22 protein-coding genes and 1 pseudogene are annotated in these 24,186 nt (G+C 69.4%); 13 read left to right on the forward strand and 10 right to left on the reverse strand.

Annotation, left to right across the window (positions count from 1 at the left end; translation table 11 throughout):
* Positions 1-94 precede the first annotated feature (94 nt).
* Positions 95-1,567, forward strand: a complete 1,473-nt coding sequence (locus JW592_RS00150) for a glycoside hydrolase family 5 protein (RefSeq protein WP_209262736.1) — start codon at positions 95-97, stop codon at positions 1,565-1,567.
* 34 nt (positions 1,568-1,601) lie between these two features.
* Here JW592_RS00150 and JW592_RS00155 read toward each other — a convergent pair whose 3' ends face one another.
* On the reverse strand, positions 1,602-2,207 hold the full coding sequence (locus JW592_RS00155; protein WP_209262737.1) for a hypothetical protein: 606 nt from the start codon (positions 2,205-2,207) through the stop codon (positions 1,602-1,604).
* Positions 2,208-2,633: 426 nt separating this feature from the next.
* Here JW592_RS00155 and JW592_RS00160 point away from each other — a divergent pair, with 426 nt between their 5' ends.
* The 7 genes from JW592_RS00160 to JW592_RS00190 all read left to right on the forward strand — a co-directional run bounded on the left by JW592_RS00160 (position 2,634) and on the right by JW592_RS00190 (position 9,787).
* Entirely contained in the window at positions 2,634-2,786 is a 153-nt protein-coding gene (locus JW592_RS00160; protein WP_209262738.1) for a hypothetical protein, read from the forward strand.
* 340 nt (positions 2,787-3,126) lie between these two features.
* Positions 3,127-4,752 (forward strand): esterase/lipase family protein, encoded by a 1,626-nt coding sequence (locus tag JW592_RS00165; protein ID WP_307805235.1) that lies wholly within the window; start codon positions 3,127-3,129, stop codon positions 4,750-4,752.
* A 392-nt stretch (positions 4,753-5,144) separates the two neighbouring features.
* Entirely contained in the window at positions 5,145-5,912 is a 768-nt protein-coding gene (locus JW592_RS00170) for a uracil-DNA glycosylase family protein (RefSeq protein WP_209262739.1), read from the forward strand.
* The gene (locus JW592_RS00175; protein ID WP_209262740.1) at positions 5,912-7,465 is read left to right on the forward strand and encodes an amidohydrolase family protein; all 1,554 of its coding nucleotides are present in this window, start codon (positions 5,912-5,914) and stop codon (positions 7,463-7,465) included. Before JW592_RS00170 ends, JW592_RS00175 begins: the two co-directional genes overlap by 1 nt.
* Complete coding sequence (locus tag JW592_RS00180) at positions 7,462-9,042, forward strand: S41 family peptidase (RefSeq protein WP_209262741.1); 1,581 nt, start codon at positions 7,462-7,464, stop codon at positions 9,040-9,042. Before JW592_RS00175 ends, JW592_RS00180 begins: the two co-directional genes overlap by 4 nt.
* Before the next feature lie 71 nt (positions 9,043-9,113).
* Positions 9,114-9,407 (forward strand): ArsR/SmtB family transcription factor, encoded by a 294-nt coding sequence (locus JW592_RS00185; RefSeq protein ID WP_209262742.1) that lies wholly within the window; start codon positions 9,114-9,116, stop codon positions 9,405-9,407.
* Positions 9,404-9,787, forward strand: a complete 384-nt coding sequence (locus tag JW592_RS00190; RefSeq protein WP_209262743.1) for a VOC family protein — start codon at positions 9,404-9,406, stop codon at positions 9,785-9,787. The genes JW592_RS00185 and JW592_RS00190 overlap by 4 nt, the downstream gene beginning before the upstream one ends.
* Before the next feature lie 671 nt (positions 9,788-10,458).
* Here JW592_RS00190 and JW592_RS00195 read toward each other — a convergent pair.
* The 3 genes and pseudogenes from JW592_RS00195 to JW592_RS00200 all read right to left on the reverse strand — a co-directional run bounded on the left by JW592_RS00195 (position 10,459) and on the right by JW592_RS00200 (position 12,448).
* Positions 10,459-11,169: an MOSC domain-containing protein gene (locus tag JW592_RS00195; RefSeq protein ID WP_209262744.1), complete on the reverse strand. Its 711-nt coding sequence runs from the start codon at positions 11,167-11,169 to the stop codon at positions 10,459-10,461.
* A gap of 42 nt (positions 11,170-11,211) precedes the next feature.
* Positions 11,212-11,359, reverse strand: a pseudogene (locus tag JW592_RS32385) (IS5/IS1182 family transposase); the annotation flags it as partial.
* 69 nt (positions 11,360-11,428) lie between these two features.
* On the reverse strand, positions 11,429-12,448 hold the full coding sequence (locus JW592_RS00200) for a helix-turn-helix transcriptional regulator (RefSeq protein WP_209262745.1): 1,020 nt from the start codon (positions 12,446-12,448) through the stop codon (positions 11,429-11,431).
* Between the two features lie 128 nt (positions 12,449-12,576).
* Between JW592_RS00200 and JW592_RS00205 the strand changes: the two genes are divergently transcribed.
* The gene (locus JW592_RS00205) at positions 12,577-13,314 is read left to right on the forward strand and encodes an NIPSNAP family protein (protein WP_209262746.1); all 738 of its coding nucleotides are present in this window, start codon (positions 12,577-12,579) and stop codon (positions 13,312-13,314) included.
* A 141-nt stretch (positions 13,315-13,455) separates the two neighbouring features.
* Here JW592_RS00205 and JW592_RS00210 read toward each other — a convergent pair whose 3' ends face one another.
* The 4 genes from JW592_RS00210 to JW592_RS00225 form a co-directional block, all read right to left on the reverse strand.
* Complete coding sequence (locus tag JW592_RS00210; RefSeq protein WP_229374964.1) at positions 13,456-13,884, reverse strand: MepB family protein; 429 nt, start codon at positions 13,882-13,884, stop codon at positions 13,456-13,458.
* Positions 13,885-14,272: 388 nt separating this feature from the next.
* Positions 14,273-17,440, reverse strand: a complete 3,168-nt coding sequence (locus JW592_RS00215; protein WP_307805236.1) for a helix-turn-helix transcriptional regulator — start codon at positions 17,438-17,440, stop codon at positions 14,273-14,275.
* A complete protein-coding gene (locus JW592_RS00220; RefSeq protein WP_209262747.1) occupies positions 17,437-17,697 on the reverse strand; it encodes a hypothetical protein in 261 nt (86 codons plus the stop codon). Before JW592_RS00220 ends, JW592_RS00215 begins: the two co-directional genes overlap by 4 nt.
* A gap of 306 nt (positions 17,698-18,003) precedes the next feature.
* Positions 18,004-18,438, reverse strand: a complete 435-nt coding sequence (locus JW592_RS00225) for an SMI1/KNR4 family protein (protein ID WP_209262748.1) — start codon at positions 18,436-18,438, stop codon at positions 18,004-18,006.
* Positions 18,439-18,584: 146 nt separating this feature from the next.
* Here JW592_RS00225 and JW592_RS00230 point away from each other — a divergent pair, with 146 nt between their 5' ends.
* The 3 genes from JW592_RS00230 (at position 18,585) to JW592_RS00240 (ending at position 20,249) form a co-directional block, all read left to right on the forward strand.
* On the forward strand, positions 18,585-19,223 hold the full coding sequence (locus JW592_RS00230; protein ID WP_209262749.1) for a hypothetical protein: 639 nt from the start codon (positions 18,585-18,587) through the stop codon (positions 19,221-19,223).
* 156 nt (positions 19,224-19,379) lie between these two features.
* Positions 19,380-19,757, forward strand: coding sequence for a hypothetical protein (locus JW592_RS00235; RefSeq protein ID WP_209262750.1), 378 nt, complete (start codon positions 19,380-19,382; stop codon positions 19,755-19,757).
* Between the two features lie 48 nt (positions 19,758-19,805).
* A complete protein-coding gene (locus JW592_RS00240) occupies positions 19,806-20,249 on the forward strand; it encodes a hypothetical protein (protein WP_229374965.1) in 444 nt (147 codons plus the stop codon).
* A gap of 58 nt (positions 20,250-20,307) precedes the next feature.
* Here JW592_RS00240 and betT read toward each other — a convergent pair whose 3' ends face one another.
* Both betT and JW592_RS00250 read right to left on the reverse strand, forming a co-directional pair.
* On the reverse strand, positions 20,308-22,455 hold the full coding sequence (betT, locus tag JW592_RS00245) for a choline BCCT transporter BetT (RefSeq protein ID WP_307805237.1): 2,148 nt from the start codon (positions 22,453-22,455) through the stop codon (positions 20,308-20,310).
* A gap of 4 nt (positions 22,456-22,459) precedes the next feature.
* Positions 22,460-23,122: a GMC family oxidoreductase N-terminal domain-containing protein gene (locus JW592_RS00250; protein WP_307805238.1), complete on the reverse strand. Its 663-nt coding sequence runs from the start codon at positions 23,120-23,122 to the stop codon at positions 22,460-22,462.
* A 484-nt stretch (positions 23,123-23,606) separates the two neighbouring features.
* Between JW592_RS00250 and JW592_RS00255 the strand changes: the two genes are divergently transcribed.
* Positions 23,607-24,134, forward strand: coding sequence for a GNAT family N-acetyltransferase (locus JW592_RS00255; protein WP_209262751.1), 528 nt, complete (start codon positions 23,607-23,609; stop codon positions 24,132-24,134).
* The last annotated feature ends 52 nt before the right edge of the window (positions 24,135-24,186 follow it).

Genomic DNA, 24,186 nt, shown 5'->3' on the forward strand with positions numbered 1-24,186 from the left:
CTCTCCGTGGCCGAATGGCCTCTTGATGGGCCGTCAGGTCGGCTGATGGGATCTGCGGCACCGAGGAGCCGACGACCGCATCGGAGGTCCGCCCGTGTACCGACGCCTGCTCACCGCCTTCGCGCTGCTGGTCTGCTTCGTCGTGCTCGGCGCGGGTACCGCCCCTGCGGTCGCCGCCGACGCGGAGACGGCGGGTACCGCCCCTGCGGTCACCGCTGACCCGGGCACCGGGCCGCTGCGGCCGTCCCGCCTCACCGACGGGCGCGGACGGGTGCTCACCCTGCGGGGCTGGAACGTGGAGGACAAGAAGCACCGGGGCCGACAGGCGCTTTCCGCCATCACCGAGCGCCATTTCAGAGACCTGCACGACCAGGGCTTCAACTTCGCCCGGCTGCTGATCTTCTGGGACGACCTGGAACCCCGGCGCGGCCACTACCGGGTGGACTACCTGAAGAAGATCGAGCGCATCCTGGACTGGGCACACCGCTACCGCGTCCATGTGCTGCTCGACGCGCACCAGGATGTCTTCGGGCCCGCCTTCGGACACCGCGGGATTCCCGCATGGGCCACCAGGACCGATGGCCTGCCCTTCGAGCCGCATCCTGACGACTGGTTCGCGGAGTATTTCGAGCCGGCCGTGCAGCGCGCGTTCACCCACCTCTACACGGATGCCGACCTGCAGCAGGCTCAGGTACGTATGTGGCGGGTCCTGGCGGCCCGGTTCCACGACCACCCGGCCGTCATCGGCTACGACCTGATCAACGAACCGATGGGCGAGACCCGGCCCGGCGAGGACCTGCCGACGGCGGCCCGGCGCATCGAGGCGGAGCACCTCACCCCGACGTACAACCGCCTCGCGGACGCGATCCGTTCCGTGGACGACGACAACTGGATCTTCTTCGAGCCGACTCCGATTGTGGGCGAGGGCGTACCGACCGGCCTCGGCCGCATCGACGCCTCCAAGGTCGTCTACGCGCCGCACTTCTACAACACCGCGATGGAGGCCGGCGCCGACTACGACCCCGCCGCCGGCTGGATCGAGGGCTACGAGGCAGCCGTGACAGACTACCCGACGCGGTACGGCATCCCGGTGGTAGTGGGAGAGTGGGGGCCGCTCAACAACGCCCTGCCGAACATGGCGCGCTTCTACCGCGACGCGCTCGCCTCGCTGAACCGCTACAGCTCGGGCTGGGCAAGCTATGTCTGGTGCTACGGGAGTGGCTACTGTGCCGTCGACGAGAAGGGCCGCTTCCGCACCAACAAGCAGCAGACCGCAGCCCCGTACGCCGCGGCCGTGGCGGGCAAGGTCACCACGGAGGAACACGCCCCGGACACCGGTGCCTACCGGCTGGCCTACCGCGCGGGCCACGGCAGCACCGAAGTGCGCGTACCGCCGCACCCGGGCGGATGGCGGGTCCAGGTGACGGGCCCTGCCGGGACCGCGACGCCGGTGCTCCCCTCGGACCGGACGGCCATGGCACGGGTGCACGCGCGGCCGGGCGCGACGGTCACGGTTCGTGTCACTCCCCTCCCCCGCCCCCCACAGAGGCCCGGACCGGGGCGGTGACGTCGGCGATCCACTGTGGTTCGGGCCACGGGCTTCAGGAAGCCGGGTTGCGGACGTCGCGTCGGATGCGGTCGACCTTCTCGGCGAACGCTTTGAGGTCGTAGTCCTTCACACTCGTGGCTGCCGCGGCAGTGTCGCCACCGTCGCTGACGGAGGCGGCCGAGCCGGTGTCGTCCCAGGCACAGGTAGCGGCAACTGCGCCCCGGCCTGATTCCGGGGCCGGTATCACCATGCAGGTCAGGGGCTCGTCGGCTCCTGGCGGGGTGATGTGGTGCCGCTTGGGCGGGCTGGACGTGTCGGAGGCGTCCACCTGACCGTCGAGCATCTTGTCCGCGGAACTGCCGTCCTCGGCGGCCGCGGAGTTGTAGCCGACGAAGAGGTAACGTTCGTCGCCGGAGTCCGAGGCATACCAGGCCACGTACTGGGCGTCCCCGGGGTTCAGGTCGGGGTTCTGGTTCTCGGGCTTGTCACTGAGGTCCTCGTCGAGCGCCAGTCGTCCGCCGTCCACGGTTTTGGGCAGCGAGACGTGGTAGCGGCTGCCTCCGCTCTCCTCGGCCGCCCCTCCCTCCGGGCGGGAGTTCGAGTCCCGCTGCTGGCCGAGGAAGGAGAACACCGATCCGGCGGCGAGGAGAGCCACCACGACACCGACGGCCTTCCAGCCGCCCCGGTTCCGCGGGGGCGGCGGAGGAGCCCCCCATCCTCCGCCGGGCCGCCCGGGATAGGAGGGGTACGCCGGGTACGACAGGTATCCCGTATGGGGAGGCTGGGGTGCGGGTTGGCCGTAGGGCCCGCCCCCGTACGGCGGTGCGGGAGGAGCACCAGGGGGCTGTTGCGGAGGCTGGGGCGGAGGAACAGTCATCGTCGAACATCGTATCCCTTGGTGTCTGTTCGACTGCGGGGAGTGGTGCAGTCCTGCCTTCGGCCGCCGCACACAGGACCGACAAGGTGAAGGCATCGGCACGGCCGAACTCCGCCGCCATCACCTGCCCGCCCATTCCCCAGAGCAGAGGATGAAACACGCGGAGCCGGGTAAGTGACGGTCAGTCAGGCAGGAGAGGGGAAGCCAATGGCGTTGGGACCGCACGGCATACAAGTAGAGCCCCTGAAATACTTCCAGGAGAACCCGCTGAGTCGCCGTGCGGAGTTGTTCCTGTTCGGCGGAATCTTCCTCCTCAGCGTGGGCTTCCTGCTCTTCGGGCTCTTCGTCCTGGCCCCCTGACAACCGGCGGAGTGCCTCCTGCCCGGCTTCGCAGTGGAGTCGGGCATTCGTCTGCGCCGCCGCACTGGAACGTACGGGCGCTGTCGCCCATACCCCCCTCAGCGATCTGCCTCCGCTGACAGTTGCGTGGCCGACTGCCCCGGGAGGAGCGGCGGCCCCCGTGTCACACCGCCCGTAACCCCCGTCGTGTCCGCTGTCCGACTGGTGTGTCCGCCCCTGGCTGCGGCGGTGCGCAGCCATCGCGCATTCGCATGGCACGCTTGCCTCGCAGACCGGGTGCGTCTGGACCGGAGCTGTTCCGGTAGCCCCTCGCCACGTCGCGCGCTTCGGGAGGTTCCGGGTGGACAAGTTGCCGATCATCTACGTACGGGGATACGCCGGGCCGACGGCCGGTATCGACAACGTGGTGGACGACCCCTTCTACGGGTTCAACCGCGGTGCCACCCACGTCCGTATCGGAGGAGACGGCGATCCTCGCTTCTACCAGTTCGAAGGTCCGCTGCTGCGGCTGATGGGGGACGAGGGCTACCGGCTGCTCGTACAGGGAGACCAGCACCGGCACCTCCTCGACTCCGCCGACGCGGCGCTCACACCTGCCTCACTGTGGGTGTACCGCTTCTACGACCAGGCAGCCACCACCTTTGTCCCGCCCCCGCACGAGAACGTGTTCAAGCACCTCTGGAACAAGGTGCACCACCGGGTGACCGCCGACGGTTTCAACATCGAGGCGGCAGCCGCCGGCCTGTACGACCTGATCACGCTGATCCGGCAGAAAACCGGAGCCCCCAAAGTCCACGTCGTGGCCCATTCGATGGGCGGTCTGGTCGTGCGCTGCATGATGCAGAAGATCTGCTTCCAGCCACAGGAGGACGGCCGGTCCCGGCTGCCGGCCAAGGACCTGGTGGCGAAGTTCTTCACCTACGGCACCCCGCACGGCGGTATCGACTTCCAGCTCGATGCCCTCGACTGGGCGCAGCAGACCTTCGGCCCGGCCGGTTCGGACATCTTCGCCCCGGAGAAGATGTACGGCTACCTCGAGCCCGGCGCGAAGTTCGGCGACACTCCCCCGCGCTCGTCCGCCTTCGATCCGCAGAACGTGCCGGAGGAAGCTTTCCCCACCGAGAACATCTTCTGTCTCGTGGGCACCAACCCCAAGGACTACGGGCTCGCCCGGCTCACCGTCGGCCCCAAGAGCGACGGCCTGGTGTCCATCGACCACGCCTATGTGCGCCGCGCCCCCCGCGCCTACATCCACCGTTCCCATTCAGGTCCCTACGGGGAGGTGAATTCCGAGGAGGGCTATCAGAACCTGCGCCGCTTCCTCTTCGGCCCCTGGCAGGTCACTCTCGGTCTCACCGGCCTGCCTGCCGCCGTGGACGACGAACAGTGGCAGGCGGACATGCGCCTCGCCATCCGTGGGCTTCCGGTCATCATCAGCGAACAGCAGACTTCCCACTGGTGTCCGATTCAGCTCAGCCGGGAGATCCGACGCCTTGAAGGAAGACCCGACGGCACCGTTCCGCTGGCCCGCACCTTTCTGCTGGAGCCTGCTCGCCCCGAGCCGGGGATTCCCTCGGACAAGAGTGCCGCTCCGCGGATGCGCTACAGCCTCACGCTTCGGGTGTTCAAACTCGACGCACACGACGACCACTTCCGCTTCGCCGACCATCTGGAGCAGGTGCCGGCCTGGAGCGACTCCCTCATCGTCGACATCGGGCCCGACGCACAGGGCGGCGATGTCCAGGCATGGGCGGCGTGGAACTCCATGGTCGAGGGCTCAAGCGACAGCTTCGACCCGATCACCGACGGCCTGCCCCCGGCACAGCGCCACCCGGCGACGATGGAGCGCGACGGCGAGGACCGCTTTTGCGGTATCGCTCTGCCTCCCACCGCGCGCGCTCTCCCCGTTCTGGGCGCTGACGCCACGGTGAGGATTCATGTGCATGACCGCCGCACCACTCGGTGACCGATTCGTGCGCAGTCGGCCGACTGCCGGTCGAGCCGGCTGAGGCGGGTCCATCGGCGGTGGCCGGCGACGTGTGCCGGAGAGCAACAAGCACCTGTCGCGGCAGCCGACACGGCGGGCCCCTCCCTGCATCGACGCACGCCGATCGACGCATGCCAGGCGACAGCAGGTGTCAGCCGATCGGGGGACGCGGCGGTTCTCCGAGCTGTCGTCCGGGCTCCTCATCTCGGCCAGTTGGCGGCTGTGGTGGTTTGTGCGGAGTGGCGCGGAGTGATCCATGGAGTCGGATCCCGTCACGGCCGACAGGCCCGCAGCTCGCCCTGGAGTGCCGAGGTGTGCTGTCGCAGCTGGGGCGACGAGTACCCGTCAGAAGGGCGAGGAGGCACTGCGCCATGCCGGAGTTCGACCGCGGGCCGACGGCCCAGTTCGCGGAGCTTTTCGCGCAAGTGCCCGACCCGCCCGTCGAGTCCGCCTTCTGGTACGACTGGGGGCCGATCTTCTACCGCGGCCGGCTCGACGGCTCAGCCCGTGTGCTGATCGTCGCCTCTGACCCCGGACCGACCGAGCGGATCGCCGGGCGCAGCCTCGTCGGCAACGCCGGCCAGCGGGTGCAGGGCTTCCTCACCAAACTGGGGCTGACCCGCTCCTACGTCTGTCTGAACGCATGGGCGTATGCGGTGCACCCGAGCCAGGCGTTCGCGATGAAGGACCGCCTGGCCGAACCGGCACAGACGCAGTGGCGGAACGCCGTCTTCGACCGGGCGACCGACCCGACGCTCCAGGCCGTCGTCGCGATGGGGTTCATGGCCCGGGAGGCGGTCCGGCTGTGGACGTCACGACCGCGGGTCACGCTGGTCGAGGTGCCCCACCCCTCCAGCCATGACCCCGAGGCGCTGCTCGATGCCTGGCGCGGTGCCGTCACACAGCTGCGCGAGACCGTGACGCCGGACGACGACGGTGACAACACCGGCCCCAACTACGGGGCGGACTTCGTGGAGGCCGACTACAGCCCGATCCCCCGCCGCGACCTGCCCTTCGGTGCGCCCGCGTTCCTGGGCGACGACGCGTGGGTGCGTGCCAGGCCGAGTGGAGCGCAGAACTCCGTCAGCCGCCCCTCGCCGGACGACGGGCACACGCTGGTCTGGAAGGCGCCGGACTGATGGCACTCGTGCTCCGCGGCACGGTCGTCACCTTCGACGACGAGCACCGGGTCCTGGACCCGGGCGCCGTGTACGTCGGCGACGACGGCCGGCTGGCCGCGGTACGGTCGGCCGGTCAGGCTCCGCCCGCGGGGTTCTCCGACGCGCCGCGGATCGACACGGAGGCGATGATCCTCCCCGGTCTGATCGACCTCCACAACCACCTCGCGTACAACACGCTCCCGCTGTGGGAGGCGGTCGGTGTGCCCTACGCGCACCACGACCGCTGGGTCGGCGAACGGCATCCGCCCGACTACTCCACCTCTGTCACCTGGCCCGCCAAGGTGCTCGGTCACGCGGCGCCCGAGGCGCTGGTCAAGTACGTCGAGGTCAAAGCGCTGATCGGTGGCACAACAGCCATCCAGGGCGCCCCGCGCTCCACCCGTCCCGTCGACGGCTGGCTGCTGCGGATCGTCGACAACGAGAAGCTGCCGACGGGCACCGACATGGTGATGACCGCGGCGCTCCAGCTCGACGCCGAGGAACTGCGCGACACCCGGGCGGACAAGCTCGACGGCACCCGGGTGCTGATCTACCACGTCGCGGAGGGCAGGCGTGGCTCGACCGTGCACGACGAGTTCGTCGAACTCGGGCCGTGTCTGAAGCCCGGCCTGATCGGCGTGCACGGCACCGCGCTGACCGGTGCCGACTTCGGGACGTGGCAGGACGCGGTGGCGGCGATCGACGCCGCCGCGCGGGGGACGGTCGTATGGTCGCCGTTCTCCAACTACTGGCTCTACCACGAGACGACGAGCGTGGTGGACGCCGACAGGAAGGGGTTGCGGATCGCGCTGGGCTCCGACTGGTCGCCGTCGGGAACCAAGCATGTGCTCGGCGAGCTGAAGGTCGCCGACGCCGTCAACCAGCTCGAAATGGGAGGGCACTTCAGCGACCGGGAGCTGTGCGACATGGTCACCGCCAACCCCGGTGACGCGCTGGCGACCGCCTGGGGGCCGCAGGTGGGCCGGCTGCGGCGGGGCAGCGCCGCGGACCTGCTCGTACTCGATCGCCACGACCCCGGCCGGGACGTCTACCGCAATCTGATCAACGCGACCGAGCGGCACGTACGGCTGGTACTGGTGCGCGGCCGGCCGTTCTACGGCACGCCGGGGCTGATGACCGCCGCCGGTGCGACACACACCGACACCCTCACGGTGGCCGGGCTCAAGCGCCGGGTGGCGGTACGGCAGCCGGACCGCGGCGACGCCACCCTCGACTGGCCCGGCGTCAAGCGCGCGCTGGAGAGGGTACGCGCCGATCCGGTGGCCGCCTGGCGGTCCGCGCAGGACGCGCTCGCGGACTGGGGCGGCCCGCTGGACGATCCCGAGGCGCCGCTGGTGCTCTTCGGCGACATGCCGGAGGGCGACGCGGGCACCTTCGCCGCCGCGGCGGAGGTCCCGCAGGACCTGGTCGTACCGCGTCCGGACCCGCTGACGCACGACGCCGCATACTTCGCCGCCGTGGCCCGCAGCGGTGTGCCCCAGCTCCAGCACCTCGCGGAGTACTACACATGAGCGCGACGGTGGCACAGCCGACCCACACCCTGCCCGACTCGATCGGGCTCGACGCTTTCCTGGAACGGGCCGCCGACGACCCGCTGCCGCTCGCGGACCGCCACCGCCTGGTGGCCGCGGCCCGGGTGCTGCTCGAGGAGCTGTACGTACACCTCCCACTGAAGCGGGCGATGCACGCCACCGACCCGGTCCAGCGCCTGAGGCTGCTGGAACGCCGCCTGAGGCCGCTCAGCGAGCCTCAGTTCCACGCCGAGCTGGCGGGTGTCTTCCAGGAGCTGCGGGACCTGCACACCGGCTACCAACTGCCGGACCCGTACCGCGGTCATGTGGCGACGCTGGGCTTCCTCGTCGAACGCTACGTCGACCCGGACGGCAGGCCGCACCACATCGTCTCCAAGATCGACCGCTCGCTGGCGCACGCGGGCTTCGACGTCGGCGCCGAACTGGAGACCTGGAACGGCGTACCGATCGAACGCGCAATCGAACGCAACGCGGCAGCGCAGGCGGGCTCCAACCCGGACGCGCGCCTGGCGCGCGGGCTGGAGTCGCTGACGCTGCGCTCGTTGCGCACCGGTCCACCGCCCGACGAGCGCTGGGTACTGCTGACCTACCGCACCCGTGCCGGGCGCCGCCGCGAGACGCGCCTCCCGTGGCGGGTGCGCGCCGCCGAGTGGCGGGCGGGGCGCGCACAGGACCCGGTGCCCACGCTGGCAACCAGCCTCGGCATCGACGCCGGGAACGAGGCCACGCGGCAGATCAAACGTGCGCTGTTCGCCCCGCCCCAGGCACGGCGCCCGTCCCCGCGGGCCTTCCGCGGTGTGGTCGCCTACCGCACGCTGCGGCTGCGCGGACGTTCGTACGGGTATCTGCGCATCTTCTCGTTCAACGTCTCGGGGGCCCGGCTGTTCGCCGAGCAGTTGGCACGGATGGTGGCGCGCGCTCCAGCGGAAGGGCTGATCGTTGACATCCGCGGCAACCCGGGCGGCCATGTCCCGGCGGCGGAGTCCGCGTTGCAGATCCTCAGCGGGCATCCTGTCGTCCCCGTGAGCTTCTCGCTGCCGACCACGCGCGCCGCGCTCACGCTGGCCCGGTCCAACCCGGGCTTCCGCGTCTGGTCGAGCTCGATCCGCGCCGCCGTGGAGACCGGCGAGGTGCACTCCCAGGGCTTCCCGCTCACCGACCCCGAAGCGGTCACAGCCGGTCTTCCGCGCTACACCGGACCGAAGGTCCTGATCACCGACGCGCTGTCCTACTCAGCCGCCGACGTCTTCGCCGCCGGTTTCCAGGACAACGGCCTCGGCCCCGTCCTGGGGACCGCTTGGCGGACCGGGGCCGGCGGCGCCAACGTGTGGACGCACGAACTGCTGCGCGTATGGCTGCCCGAGCTGCTCGGTGAGCTGCCGCGCGGTGCCGGGTTCCGCGTCGCGCTCCGGCGCGCCACCAGGGCGCGCGGCAACGTCGATGTCCCGCTGGAGGACCTCGGAGTGCGGACGGACGAGTTGCACGAGCTGACCGAACGCGATGTCACCGGACGCAACCAGGACCTCCTGGCGGCTGCCGCCGCCCTGCTGTCGTGACTCACCGGGCGCGGTGCCGGCTTCGCTCCGCGCCGCTCACAGGCAAGTCGCCACTTGCATATCATGTGGTTATGACGGACGATGTCTTCAAGGCCCTGGCCGACCCCACCCGCAGGACGGTCCTGGACGAGCTGACCGAGCGGGACGGTCAGACCCTTTTCGAGATCTGTGCGCGGCTCACCACCAAGCACGGCCTCGCCTCGTCCCGCCAAGCGATCAGCCAGCACCTTGCCGTGCTGGAATCCGCCGGACTGATCCGCACCAGGCGCCAGGGGCGCTACAAGTTCCACGACCTGAACACCGAACCCCTCGAGCACATCGTGTCCCGATGGCTCAAGCCCGAACGACCGGAGCGTCATCCATGAGGATTCAGCTTGCCAGCGTCTTCGTCGACGACCTCGACAAGGCCCTGCACTTCTACACGGAGAAGCTCGGCTTCACGAAGAAGACAGACCTCGACCTCGGCGGAGCACGCTGGTTGACCGTGGTCTCCCCCGAGGACCCCGACGGCACCGAACTCCTGCTCGAGCCCGACACCCATCCCGCTGTGCAGCCCTACAAGGACGCGCTGGTCGCGGACGGCATCCCCGCCACGTCGTTCGCAGTGGACGATGCACACGCGGAGTTCCAGCGGCTGCGCGGACTGGGCGTGCAGTTCGTCCAAGAGCCCGCCCGGATGGGGCCGGTCACCACGGCTGTGCTGGACGACACCTGCGGCAACCTGATCCAGATCCACCAGCAGTAGGCGCGGCGACGGCCGCCCTTCGTCAGCCCAGAGCGGAAGCCTTGACCTGGATACAGGAGATACGCAAACTCACACCCCGGTGACGGCTCACCCGGAGGCTCCGGGTGTGGGCTGCGGCAGTTCCCCGTACTCTCATCCAGGGCCAGGGAAAGAGTGGAGATGTGAGGGGGCAGTGTGTCGGGAGAAGCTGGGCGCATCGGTGGAGCGGAGCCATCGGATAAGGCGGTTGCCTGGTCTCGTTTTCTGGCCGGGTTGGCTCTGGCACTCGTCGTCGCGGCGGCTGTTGCGCTGCTTGTCCCCGTGCACAGTGTCGATCAAAGCGCCTACCCGCCACCCTGCGGGTCGTCCGTCGCACCGAAGACTCCCTTCGTCGAGACTCCCGAGTGCAATGCGCGCCACATCCAACAGATGGGGTACACCGGCCTTCTCCTCGCCGGAGCGCTCGGCTGCGCAATCGTGAGCTTCCTGCTTCGCGTGGAGCAGCGGTCCCAGCGCCGGGCGGCGTATGCCGAGACAGCCGCGGAAGCCCGAACAGGCGGAGAGGAGTGACACCCGCCCCGACGGGTCAGCTGAGATGCGCCACTGAATTGATCCCTCGCTCGACCGTGTGATGCGCTTTGCAGTCCACGAGGTCGGCCCTTGGTGGCCGGCCGCCCCGCTTTCGGCGGCCGTCAGAGCAGAACGACGGGGTCTCCGGTCCGCACCTGCCCTGGCGACACAACCGTGGCAAGCCCATCCAACCGCATGTCGTGCGCTTTCGTGATGGCCCGCAATACCAGCGAGGAGTGCGGGAGGTCCTGCTGAGCCTCGTTGGTCATCACGCATCGCTCACTCGACCGCACGAACTCAACGCATACCGCGTCGCCTATCCGCGCCTTACTTCCGAACCACTCGTCCTCCACGAAGGGAGGAGTGCCTGGTGGTGTGCGTACCAGGAGATTCGGCCGGAAGCGTCGCTCATCGACGGGTACATCGGGCACCGCTGAACGCACCCAGTCGAGGGTGGCCGTGGTCAACACGCTGATGGGCAGTTGGTCGAAGTGAGAGATTGCCGCCTCGCGAGCTACCTCGACGTCCTCGCGACCGAGGTAACGACGGAGATAGGCGTTCGGCTCCGGTACCACCGTGCCTCTCGGGTCGAGCAGTTCAGGCTCACCGGCGTCGTCCACGTAGCGGGAACGCAGATGCAGCAGTCCCGGCATCCTGCGGAAGCGACGCGTGTTCTTCCCCGAGCCGAACTTGCCCTGAGCGTCGCGCACCGCGAAGAGACGGTCGCCGACAAACCCTCTTTCCTCGACTTCCGCTTGGTCGAGTATCTCGCCCCCTGTCGACTTGATCGGATACCGCCAGATCCGTTCGATCACGGCCGCTTCGGTCACCATCCGGATGAGGCTACAAGAGCGAGGGTGTACTCACTGGCCGGGCCATGCCGGAAGTTCGGCCTGGCCGCTCTCGCGGCGATGCGGGGTGATCAGGCCGGTGCCCCGGTAGCCGCGCGAGCACCGTGTTCTTCCCGACGGCATCCCTGACACCGGACATCTCCCATGCCTTGCAGTCGTTGCGATTGCTGCTTGCGCCGCTGGAGCGCGGGCGCAGGGTCGAGGTGGGCGATGATGCGGTCGGGCGTCAGTATGTCCCGCCTCATTCGAGGTTGCTGGTGAGTGAGCCGGTCGCCTGAACCACGTCGGCGGTTCCGTAGGCTCTGGCGAGTACGCCCACGGTGTCGGCCATGGCTTGGCGCAGTTCGGTCGGCGCGACGACCTCGACGTGGATACCGAGCCGCAGCAGCTCTCCGCACGCGTGCTCGGTGCTCTCGGTCGGGATGACCGCCTCGACCCATCCCTCGTCCCCGACGGCGGTCGCGGTGGAGTCGACTGCCCGCACCACCTCCGGAGGAACGTTGTCGGGCAGGCGTCGGCGTCCCTCTGGGGACAGGCGGACGGTGGCCGTGCCGGTGTAGCGGCGTGTCTGGAAATCGTCGAGGTAGGAGGTCCAGTACGCGCCGAGGTCGAAATCCTGCGGCCGGTCGAACCGCTCGTCGCTCAGCACCGCGTCGAGGACCTGGGTCACCCGGTAGGTCGCGATCCGGTCCTTTCCGGCGGCCACGAGGTACCAGACACCGGACTTGAGTACCAGGCCGTAAGGTCGAAGGCGGCGGCGCACCTCTTGCGGCGCGCGCCAGCGACGGTAGCGGACGTCTACCGCACGCTGGGTGAGCACCGCATCGACGAACAAGGGCAGATACGGCGTCTGCTCGGGTTCCCGGTACCAGCCGGGAGCGTCCAGGTGGAACACCGCCGCGGTCCGCGCGGCCTCCTCACGCAGTCCCGTCGGCAGCGCAGCCAGCAGCTTCAGCCGTGCTGCCGTCACCTCCGCCGCGAGCCCCAGGTCGGCGGCGGGGCCGGGCAGTCCGGCGAAGAACAGCGCCCGCGCCTCGCCCTCGCTCATCCCGGTCAGACGGGTGCGATAGCCGTCGACCAACTGATAGCCGCCTCCGCGGCCCGGCTCCGCATAGACCGGGACCCCAGCGGCCTGCAGCCGCGCCACGTCACGGTATGCGGTCCGTACAGAGACGCCCAGCTCATCGGCGAGCCCTCGCGCGGACATACGGCCACGCGACTGCAGCAACAGCAGTACCGACAGCAGTCGACCGGCAGACATGGGCGCATTCTCCCCCGAAACCCTGACAGCACCTGGCACACGGCCCCCCTACTGTCAGCTCGCGCCCGGCTCCGACCGAACGAGCCGGCATCACGTGCCCGCGGAAGAGAACGCAACAGGAGCCTGCCGTGCCCCCGACCAACCCCGCCGACTGCCTCGCCGTGATCGAACTTCGCCAGTACACGCTGCGCTCCGGTCGGCGCGACGAGCTCATCGAGCTGTTCGACCGGGCATTCGTTGAAACCCAGGAAGAGGCCGGGATGGTCGTGCTCGGCCAGTTCCGGGACCTCGACGATCCGGATCGCTTCGTCTGGCTGCGCGGGTTCCGGGACATGGCGGTACGGCACCAGGCCCTGACAGCCTTCTACGGCGGCCCCGTCTGGGCCGCGCACGGCCCGCAGGCCAACGCCACCATGCTCGACTCGGACGATGTCCTCCTCCTGCGTCCCCTGTCGGACGAGAGCGGCTTCGCCGTCTCCCCGTCCGAGCGGCCGCAGGCCGGTGCTCCGGCACCGGACCGATTCGTGTCCGCCCGCGTGTGGTCCTTCCCTCCCGGACGACACGACGGCATCGCACTGATCCGGGACGGTCTCCTGCCAGTGCTCCAGAAGACGGGACCCGCGCCGTTCGCCGCCCTCACCTCCGAGACGGCGCACAACACATTCGCCAGGCTGCCGGTCCGCACCGGGGAGAACGTCGCCGTGATCTTGACCTCGTACCCCGACGAGAGCGCGTACCGACGCCACCTCGCTGACGTACTGGCCCATCCCCTCACCCACGAGGTCCTGCCGGGCATCGAGCGAGAACAGACAACAGCCCCCCGGACCCTACGGTTGGCGCCGACAGGCCGCTCGCTCATCTCCTGACCTGTCTCATCCAGCCTTGCCTCAGCGAAGCGAGTTCATCAGGACCGCTGGGGGGAATGGGTGTGCCGCAGCGTTGCGGCGCACCGGACGAGGTCGCGGAACTGTCACACTTCCCAGCCGCCAGGGCGAACGGCCGTGGCTTCAAGGGTGGTAGAGCGCCCGAGCACGGGTGGAATCGACGGGGCGGTCTTCAGGGATGTGCAGAAAGTAGTTGGTCTGCCATGCCTGTGTGCTGCGGGCCTGGCGCGCTGTCGTGGTCACCCAGGGCGGATGGACACGGAACGCGCGCTTGCCTCCGACACCACCTCGCGCGAGGATACCCCGTTCGTACAGCACGTCCCGCGGAAAGACGAACTGTCCGAAGTGGTGACCGTCACGGCAGCTGACGACGATGAGGTCGAGAGGATCGCCGACGTCGAACGGCTGGATCGGCCCCTGCGCGGATCTCTTCCACACGGTGACGAACTGGCCGACCTTGGTGGGGGTGGTCTTGGCGGCACGGAACCGCACCGACAGACCGTCCACTGTCAGTTGCTGGGCCCCGTACTCGGCACCTTCAGCTTCGGCCATCGGTTGCGAGCATGTGAAGCCGTTCGGGTCGTAAACCAGTCTCTTCGCGGCGAGAAGATCAGCATGGGCCTGACCCAGGTCGAACCAAGGCTCGCTCTCCGAGGTCGGGGAATCCGAACAGCCCTCACGATTCGGCGTCATCCGCCCCATTCTGTCACCGCTGCTGACCGGACCCGACAGTGGCCCACCGGCCGTGGCTCGGAGTGCGACGCACGGGTGCCGACTGGTCGGTCATCGGCCGCGTTCGGCGACACGGGCGAGCTGGACCGCAGACCCGGCCCCGCCCGAGCCGCGAGAGGGACGAGGGCAGCGGATGCCCCCGGTTGAAGCCTGTGGCGGAACGGGTAGTGGTCACCGGCACGTCGAGCTGGGAGCCTCAGGCGGAGCGTCACTCGTCGAAAGCCCCGAGCCGGTGCGCGATGGCCGCGGCCTCCCCGCGGCCTGAGGCGCCCAGTTTGGCGAGGATGTTGGAGACGTGCACACTCGCGGTCTTCGGCGAGATGAACAGTTCCTCCGCGATCTGCCGGTTGCTCCGCCCGGCGGCGACCAGCCGCAGTACATCCCGCTCCCGGACTGTCAGCCCGAGAGCCGCCGTCGGCGCCGGGGGCGGGTCCGCCTCCCCGTCGTTCTGCTGCAGTGGGATCCGCGCCCGGCCGGCCAGCGTGGCGATCTCCGTCTGGAGCGGCGTCCCCAGTTCACGCGCCACCGCCTCGGCCTGCCGAAGCAGCTCACCGGCTGCTCGGCGGGCCCCGGGACCGCCGTGGGTGATCAGGACCTCCGCGAAGCGCAGCCGGGCGGTGGCGAGCAGCGGCGGGGCCTCCAGCTGTTCCGCCGCGGCAACGGCCTGCCTCCAGTGGTCGGCGGCGTCCCGGCCCTCGGCGGTGAGCAGCTCGGTCTCGGTCATCAGGGCCTGCGTGGCCCATGTCGGTACGAACTTGGGCTGGCCCTTCATCGCCTTGCGTATCAGCTCGACCGCTGCCTTGCGCCCTGGCTCGGCCACCGCGAGCCCGCGGGCCCGCGCCTCCGCCGCGGCTGCCTCGTACAACAGTGGCCAGACGTAACGCTGGTGGCCGGGGGCGATGGCTTCGCCGACCGCGGCATCGAGCAGGGAGCGGACGTCGAGGATCCGGCCGTCAGCGGCCGCCAGCGCGATGGCGACCCTGGCCATGGCCAGGGTGTGCTGCGGCTCCGGGTAGGCGCCGGTGGTCCCGCGGTCGGACTCCTTCAGCCAGCGGCGGGCTTCGTCGTAGCAGCCACGGGCCAGGGCCAGTTCGGCCTTCTGTTCCGCGATCTGTCCCTGGGTGCGGAGGCTCACCCCGCGGCGGCCTGCGGCCCGTTCGAGTACGTCGTCCGCGTCGGCCAAGCGGCCGAGCTGGATGAGGGACTCGGCGAGGTTGGCGTCGATGAAGGAGGCGGTGTCCGGCAATCCGTGCCGGTCGGCCAGTCCGCTGCCCTTCTCGGCGACCTCGACGGCCTCGAGGTAGCGGCCGAGGCCGTGCAGCGCCGTGGAGAGATTGCCGTAGCCGCGCAGCACGACGTGTGCGTTGCCCGGCTCCGGGTCCCGGGCGCACACCGCGCGGGCCTGCGCGAGCCCGCCCTCGACGTCGCCCGAGTCGATGGTGAGCCAGGCCAGGGTGTGCTGCGCGACAAGGCCGGTGGTCTCGGCTCCCGTCATCCGGCACAGCTCCACCGCCTCTTTCGCGGTCTCGACCGCCGTCGGCCCCGGCTGGTGCACCGCGTACCAGTACGCGGCGTGGGTCAGCACATCAGCGTGTACGACGGACGGCGGCAGGCCCTTCACCAGCTTCTGGGCGTGGGCGATCTCGTCCCAGCCGTCGGAACGGGAGAGGTCGCGCATCAGCTGGTAGCGCTCGGTCCAGAACCAGGCCGCTCGGATGGGATCTCCACTGCCCGATGGAACATCCTCTGCCTCCGCGGAGCCGAGACCTTCCCGGGAGCTCGTCGAGGAGTCGCCCTCCAGCGTGCGCAGCGCCCGCTTGCAGAGGGCGAGCGCCCGCTCCCGCTCTCCCGTCAGGCGCGCGGCGACGGTGAGCGCGGCGAGCAGGTCGACGAAGCCCCCTGACGCGTCCGGGGAGATGGCGGGGCACAAGCCGTCGTCGACGGCTTGCCGCATCGCCTGGCGGCGCAGTTCCGCAGGAGTGTCCTCCCACAGCTCCAGTGCCCGTTCCAGCAGATGGTGCTGCTCAGCGAAGGCGTGCCGGCCGCGGGCGGCGGCCGCCGCAGCGATCAGGGCGGGCAGCGCTTTGGCAGGGTCGCGGGCGTCGAACCAGTAGCCGGCCAGCCGCCCGGCCCGCTCCTCGGACCGCACGAGCGTGGGGTCGACCTCCAGCACCTCGGCGTAGCGGCGGCTGAGCCGCGAGCGCTCGCCGGGCAGCAGGTCGCCGACCACGGCCTCGCGCATCAACGCGTGCCGGAAGCGGAAGGACTCGCCCTCCTCCGCGGGCTGCAGGACGGCGGCGCCCACAGCCGTACGCAGGGCCTCGATCAGCTCGCCCTCGGCGAGGCCCGTGACGGTGGCCAGCAGCCGGAACTCCACCTGGGAGCCGCCCTGAGCGGCAATCCGCACCACCCGCTGCACCTCGTCCGGGAGCGCCTCGACCCTGACCAGCAAAAGATCACGCAGGGAGTCGCTGAGACCGCCCGGGGAGCCGTCCAGGATGCTGCAGGCCAGCTCCTCCACGAAGAACGCGTTGCCCTCGGAGCGCTCGAAGACCCGGTCCAGCATCTGCTCGGGCGGGGCCTCGCCCCGGATCGCGGCGAGCTGGCGGCCGACCTCGACGCGGTCGAAACGGGGCAGTTCGAGCCGGGTGACGGTACGCAGCCTCTCGTACTCGGCGAGGGCAGGGCGCAGCGGATGGCGGCGGTGCAGGTCGTCGGCGCGGTAGGTGGCGACGATGAGCAGCCGGCTGTCGGTGAGGGCGCGCAGCAGGTAGCTGAGCAGCTCGCGGGTGGAGCGGTCGGCCCAGTGCAGGTCCTCCAGGGCCAGGACGAGGGTCCGCTCCGCGGCGAGGCGTTCGAGGAGGCGGACGGTGAGCTCGAAGAGGCGGGAACGGCCATCGGCCTCAGGCCGTTCCCGGTCCATCTCGCCCAGCTCGGGCAGCAGCCGGGCGAGCTCGCCCTCCTGGCCCTCGATGGCGGCGAGCAGCTCCGCGCCGAGCTGACGGTGCAGGGAGCGCAGGGCAGCCGAGACAGGGTGGTACGGCAGGGCGTCGCCACCGGTTTCGACGCAGCCGCCGAGGGCGACGACGGCCCCGCCGGCGGCCGCCCGGCCGAGGAACTCCTGCATCAGCCGCGTCTTGCCGACGCCGGCCTCGCCCCCCAGGAACACGGCGCGGGGCTCCCCGGCATCCGCCCGGCACAGCGCCTCGCCGAGGGTGGTCAGCTCGGCCCTGCGGCCTACGAACACGGGGCTTATATGACTGCTGTGCACGGTGCTGAGCATCGCATGCCGTACGAAGTGAGGGACAGTGGATTCGGAGTCGGCGGGGACCGCCGCAGCCGGGTGCCCGGCGATGCGGCGCCCTTGCTCCGTCACGCGGCGCGGAAGCGGTGCTTGCGGCTGTCGGCGCCGAAGGCGTCGCCGGGACCGAGGGCGTCCTCGGAGCCGAGGGCGTCGTCAGGGCCGAGGGCGTCGTCAGGGCCGAGGGCGTCGTCAGGGCCGAGGGCGTCGTCGGAGCCGAGGGCGCTGCGGGCTGCCTCGGCGGCGCGCTCGGCTTCCCGGACCAGGCGGCGCTGCGCGGCCCGGGCGAGGAATGCGGCCTGGCGAGCGGCCTGGAACTCGTGGTGCATCATGGCGTCTCCTTGGACGAACTGGGCTCTTGCCGTGCTTCCAGCGTCGTGTCCAAGGTGGGGGCGCCACATCGGGAGACCTGCGCATCTTGCCGCACGGAGGGTCCTTAGGACCTGGGATGAGGGGCCTTATATGAGTTGCCCTGTGTACCGCCACGGTCAGGCAGTCAAAGAAGTCGTTCCCGGACGTGTGACGCCACCGCGAACGCTCTCTCTCCCCCCGAACGCGCCAGGTTGCAGCAGACTCCTTCCCCCCAAGGGCCTCCGTGAGGAACAAGTTTGCTGAAACCGGGCGCCGGATCTGATCGACTACCGGTACCAGTCGTCTCCGCCGTCGGTCAGCGACCGGACGAGGTAGTCCTGCAGGTCGCGGGCGACCCACCGGCGGCTGTCGTCCTCGTGTTCCCACACGAAGATGTCGGCTCGTGAGGGGAGACGGACGAAGGCGAACTGATCGCCGCCGCCGTTGTCGCCGAAGAAGAGCAGCGCGTCGAACGGCATATACAGATCAGCGAGGGCCAGATCGGACCAGGAATGAAGATTCTGCTCGACGATCTGCTGCAAGGGCCAGACCGTGTCCACTCCATCCTGCCCCACCATGCCATCCGTCTCCCGGAGCAAGCTCACCAGTTCAGACGGCATCGGACATCCCAGCCGTTGCTCAGCGGCAGCCACCCTCGCCGCGTCTGCGGGCTCGCTGAACTCCACCCCGGGGAACGCCTGACGGGCGGTCTCTCTCCACATGCGCTCAGCCTAGGCAAATCGGCCGAGCGCTTCCCTGGCACCCCCGGCAAGGACACATCGGCAGCGAGGCCGAAGAACAAGTGCAGAGCCCGTGCCCTACCTTTCGTCCAGGCGAACCGCGATCCGGCGGGAGAGAGGGAGACCGAATGGACGAGGAAGTCGCTGAACGGCAGGCGGAGATCACCCGGCTGCTGATCTACTACACCCAGGCCCCCTTCGCCGGGACCAGTTGTGTGCGCGGAGTTCTCCCCGTCCCCGGCGCGGGCGAATCGACCCGGATCGTCACAGGAGACGAACGCACGCACGTTCCGGACGGCCTGACGGTTTACGAGATTCCCCTTCGTGCGGGCGAGGAGTTTCTTCACGTGTACGACGTCGCAGCCGTCCTCCGGGCTGTGCACACCGGTCCGTACACCGCCGCGAGTGTCCGAGTCGGCAGAGTTCTGGGCATGCCTCTGGTCCAGGTCGATCCGTCCGTCGCGGAGACGGTGAGGGAATCTCCGGGCGACAGGGCTTTCACAATTCTGCGCACGCTCGTCCACCCGTTCACCGAGACGGAACCCGTCCCACGCCTGCTCGGCTTCCTCTGTCGGGAGCCCGACCTGCTGCGCCTCTACGTCGACACCGAGGACACCCATGGAGTACTCGCCGTGGACGTACGTCCCTCGGGTGCGCTCACCGCTCTCCTGGCCGCGCTGCCTTCCCTGATCACCGAGGAGGGCAGGGTGGCAGCCGAGGAAGCGGACCCGCATGCCTCGTACGCGGTTGATCTCACCTACTGGTGACCTCGTCCGGCTCCCGCGCGGCCTGTCCCGTACAACACGCCTACCAGGAAGGACAGCTCAACTCTGTCCGGGACAAGGATGAATCGTTGCGCTGCCTCATGCCGTTCGTGATGCTCCGAAGCAATCGAAGCACTCAGACGAAGTGGGGTTTTCTCCATGGCTCGCATCATGCTCGGCACACGGTCCAAGGTCGTCGCCGCGGTCACGGCCGCGATGGCCGCCGGAGTCGCACTGATTCCGCTGTCCTCCGCCTCCGCGGCGTCCGGGACGGAGGTCGGCCTCGGGGGCGGCGTCACCCTGCTCGCGTCAGCGAACGCCTCGTACGAGTGCCCGCGCATCCACACCACCGACCACTACGCCTACACCTGGTGCCGCGTTTACAGCGGCAGGGTCCGACTGATCGCCGACTGCGTCCGGACACCCGACCTGGCGTCCAACTGGATCTACCGGAAGGACGGAAACCCGACTCAGCGTCTGCAGGCCGGCCCGTGCGTAGTCGGTATCGGTCCGAACAGCGGAATTCATTCGGCCTGACCTCCTGGCAGCCCGACCAGCGGACATCCCTCATGCCATGGAGGACAAATGAAGAAGCTCACCTCATCGCTCACCGCGGCGACCGTAGGCGCAGCCGCGCTCTTCGTCGGTACGGTCACTCCCGCGCAGGCCGCCCCGGCCTGGAGCAAAACCGTGAAATGTGAGCAGCGGGACGCGGACGACCGGAAGATTCCGACCCGGGTGGGAAACAGCGAGCTCGGCTGGAAGCACTTCTCGGCAAAGCACAACATCAAGAAGTGCGCCATCGTCAACACGGCGCTCAAGAACCATCCCGTGAGCAAGGATGGTTCCAGCTTCACTTATGAGGGGCATGTGTTCGGCGCCGACGGGCGCATCAAAGTCATCGCCAAAGTCCAGTACTCACGCAGGACAACGGACGGTCGGTACGACGCCGGGGCAGGTCAGAAGATCGGTGTCATCACCGCGTACTGCGTGGGCATGAACAGGTGTCCTTCCTGGATCAACGAGTAACACCCGTCGTGCCCGCCACGCCTGGGAACGCGGCTCCCTGCACACGGTGGCGGCGGACTCAGTACCCCTCCTCCGGGGGCGCCTCCGCCTCCGGTGTGTCGGGCCGGTGCCCGGGAATGGCCGAACGGGCGGCGGCCTCCCGGTGCAGGCGCAGGAACTCCATGTGCCGCTCGTACTGGTCGAGGATGTCCCCGATGAGCTGTTCCCGGCTGTACCCCATGACGTTGTAGCCCTGGCTGCCTTGCGGCAGGTGGACCTCGTACCGCACATAGGTGTCGTGCTCGGTGACCGTACGAGTGGCGAAGGCGGGCGCCGGTACCTCGACCGGCCGGAGCCAGTAGGTGAATTCCTCCTGCTCGCCGATCGGCACCCGCAGCCCGAGGCTCGGGAGGGTGAGCTCCTCGTCCCGCTCCTCCTCCACCGCGGCATCGACACCCTGGAGACGCAGTTCCCCGGCGACCTCCTCCAGGGCCGGCCGGGCCACCTCGTCCGCGAACCGTGTGGCGGTACGGCGGCTGGGGAAGCTCATCGCCCGGGCGAGCCGCTGCCGCCAGTGCCGCTCGGCGACCGCGCCGTGGTGCGTGGTCCGCCCGGAGAGCGACGACGGCATCGTGGTGACCTGCGCGGCCTCCCGCATGTGTTCGAACCGCAGCGCCTTGTAGAGACCTCCGATGATCAGGAACATCACGAAGGAGAACGGCAGGCCCATCACGATCGTCGCGTTGGTCAGCGCGTCCACACCGCCGACGAGCAGCATGGCGAGGGTGAGCAGGCCAGTCGCCGAGGCCCAGAAGATCCGCAGCCACGCCGTGGTGTCGGTGATCGGGGTGGGCAGATGCGAGCTGAGATTGCCCATCACCAGCGCGCCGGAGTCCGCTGAGGTGACATAGAGCAGCAGCCCGACGAAGGTGGCCAGCCCGGCGCTGAAGGTCGCCCCGGGGTACTGCGCGAGCAGCCCGTAGAAGCCCTGCTCGGGAGCGTCCATGGCGGTCCGGCCGAACTGGGTGTTGCCGTCGCGGATGACGCCCAGCGCACTGTTACCGAAGACGGAGAGGAAGATCAGGGTGAACAGCAGTGGGATCACCAGCGTGGCCGCCACGAACTGACGGATGGTCCGGCCGCGGGAGATCCGCGCCAGGAAGAGCCCGACGAACGGCGCCCAGGCGATCCACCAGGCCCAGAAGAAGAGCGTCCAGGAGTTGAGCCAGTCGGTCGGCTGGTCCCAGGCGAAGGTGTTGAGCGTCATCGACGGGAAGCGGCTGACGTAGTCGCCGATGTTGAGGATCAGCGCGTTCAGCAGCCGGATGGGGCTGTCCACGAAGAGGATGTAGAGCATCAGCAGGACTGCGAGCAGCACGTTGAGCTGGGACAGGCGCCGGATTCCCTTGTCCACGCCCGCCACAGCCGACACCGTGGCCATCGCCACGGCCACGATGATCAGACCGATCTGGGCGGGCAGTCCCTCGCCCACCCCGAAGAGATAGTCCAGGCCGTAGTTGAGCTGCACCACGCCGATGCCGAGGGACACCGAGATACCGAAGACCGTGCCGATGATGGCGGCGAGGTCCACCGTGTCGCCGATCCGGCCGTGGATGCGCCGACCGATGATGGGGTAGAGCGCGGACCGGATGGCCAGCGGCAGCCGGTAGCGGAAGGCGAAGTAGCCGAGGACCATGCCCATCAGGGCGTACATGGCCCAGCCGGTGACGCCGTAGTGGAAGAGCGTCCACACCACGGCCTGCCGGGCCGCCTCGATGGTCTGGGCCTCCCCCTCCGGAGGTGCGAGATAGTGGGTGACCGGCCCCGCCACGGAGAAGAACATCAGGTCGATACCGATCCCCGCGGCGAACAGCATGGCCGCCCAGGCGAACACCCCGTAGTCCGGCGTGGACTGCTGGGGCCCCAGCTTGATGCCGCCGTACCGGGACACGCCCACAGCCACCACGAAGACCAGATACAGCGTGGCGGCGAGGAAGTAGTACCAGCCGAACCAGGACGAGATCTTCGCCACCGCCACGCCGAGGGCGTCCTCGGCGCCGGACGGCGTGAGGATCGCCCAGGCCGAGATGGCGAGGATCAGCAGGGACGCCCCGAAGAAGACGGTCGGCTTCAGCCGGATGCCGTCGCCGGGGTGGGTGACCGCCGTCGGCAACTTCGTCCGGGGGGCGTTCTCGCCGCTTGTGCCGTTGTCTCCGTCTGCCGACAAGGTCTCAGACCTCCTGTGCGCGGTAGTGGTGGAAGCCGGCGGTGAACGGCGGCAGCGGAGTGCTGCCGAGGCTCGACTCGGTGGACTTCTCGGCCGGCCTCGTCACCGGCGCGTAGATGTTGGCGTTGTCGAAGGAGGGCGCGGCGGGCGCAGCCACCACTCGCAGCCGCTCCACCCCGTGCGGCCGCGGGGGCTCGGGGTACGGCACGGACAGCTGGTCGGTGCTCAGGCGGGCGGCGCAGGACGGATGGTAGGCCGTCTCCGCGTCCTGGGCGAACCACGCCGGGATCTCCCCGCCCGTCTCCACCGAGTGACCCGGGAGCCTCTCCCCAGTGTCGTACCCGACCGGTACGGACTGCCGCAACTCCCGGGCGGCGCCCTGGCCCCGCCACTCGCAGGTCTCGGCGACGCAGGGCTCCATGCGCTTGGAAAAGGGCAGGCAGCGCGCGCAGTCCCAGACCTCCGTGCCCGGGTCAGAGGCCCAGCGTTCCAGGGCCGCCCTCGGATTTCCCCGCTTGGAAATCACCCCGTTGATGGAACTCGATCCCACCAGTAGCCGATCGCGCTCGTGGTTCACCCGCCGGGCATCCATATGCGGCTCCGGCTCGGAGGCGTAGCGCCGGTCGTACAGGGAATTACCGATGACCATCCTCAGCGCGGCGGGCATTTGAGTGAGCACGTCCCATGTCCGGTGCGAGTGCCCGGCCTCCAGCACCGGAATCCGGTCTCCGAATCCGCGCTCACCCGGTTCACCAGGGCACACCTGGCAGAGCCACCGCCGAAGGTGGTGAAGTCGTCTTCCACCCGGCCCATGCACGCTCCTCGGGTCGCGTTGCAGCACAGTGTGACGGGACCAACATAAGAAGTGGCCATTCCTGCGCCTCACGGTAAGGGTGCATTCATCCCGATCCGCGAAAGGACCCGCCAGGTTCACCCCGCGGCTCACTGCCACCGGTGTGCTCCCGCAGCCCTACGGCTCCGAGCGCGCACAGGCCCGCCCCATGCGGGCAGCACAGCTGCGGCGTTCCAGGGCATGGCGCGGCCCCGTGATCACACCAGCTACGCCGAGATCATCCCTGTGCGAAGCAGCTCTGCGTGCAGCCCAGCGGAATCCGATGGCGCCACGCGGCTCCGGCGTCAAGAATCGCCGGATGCGTGAAGTGAAGCTGTCCGACGGGATCATCACTCTGTCCCCGCTGCGCCCGGACGATGCGGAGGCGCACTTCACAGGGGAGGATCAGCAGCTGGTGCGCTGGCTCAGCGGGAGTCCCGGCACACGCGAGGGCGTCGAAGCCTACATCCGGCACTGCCTGGAACAGTGGGACACGGCCGGCCCACTCCGCGCTTTCGGTATCCGGGTGGGCACCGACGAAGCGCTCGCGGGGACGATCGACCTGCGGTTCACAGCAGAGGGCTTGTCTCCCGGCCAGGTGAACGTCGCCTACGGCCTCTACCCGTCCTGGAGGGGTCGCGGCCTGGCCACACGCGCTGTTCTCCTGGTCTCTCGGTACGCGGCAAGTGCGGGAGCGAAGGAGGCCGTGATCCGGGCAGAGCCGGAGAATGTCGCGTCTGCCGCAGTCGCCCGCCGGGCGGGGTTCGCCCCTGGCAGACCCGCACCGGGTGCGGACGGGACACGGCTCGACTGGTACATCCAGGACCTGCGTACCGATACCCGATGAGGGCTCTCGTGGATCCGAGCCGGCAGGGGGACGCGTTGCAGCTGGAGCCACT

The organism is Streptomyces spirodelae (genome assembly GCF_017676385.1).
GTDB lineage: Bacteria > Actinomycetota > Actinomycetes > Streptomycetales > Streptomycetaceae > Streptomyces > Streptomyces spirodelae.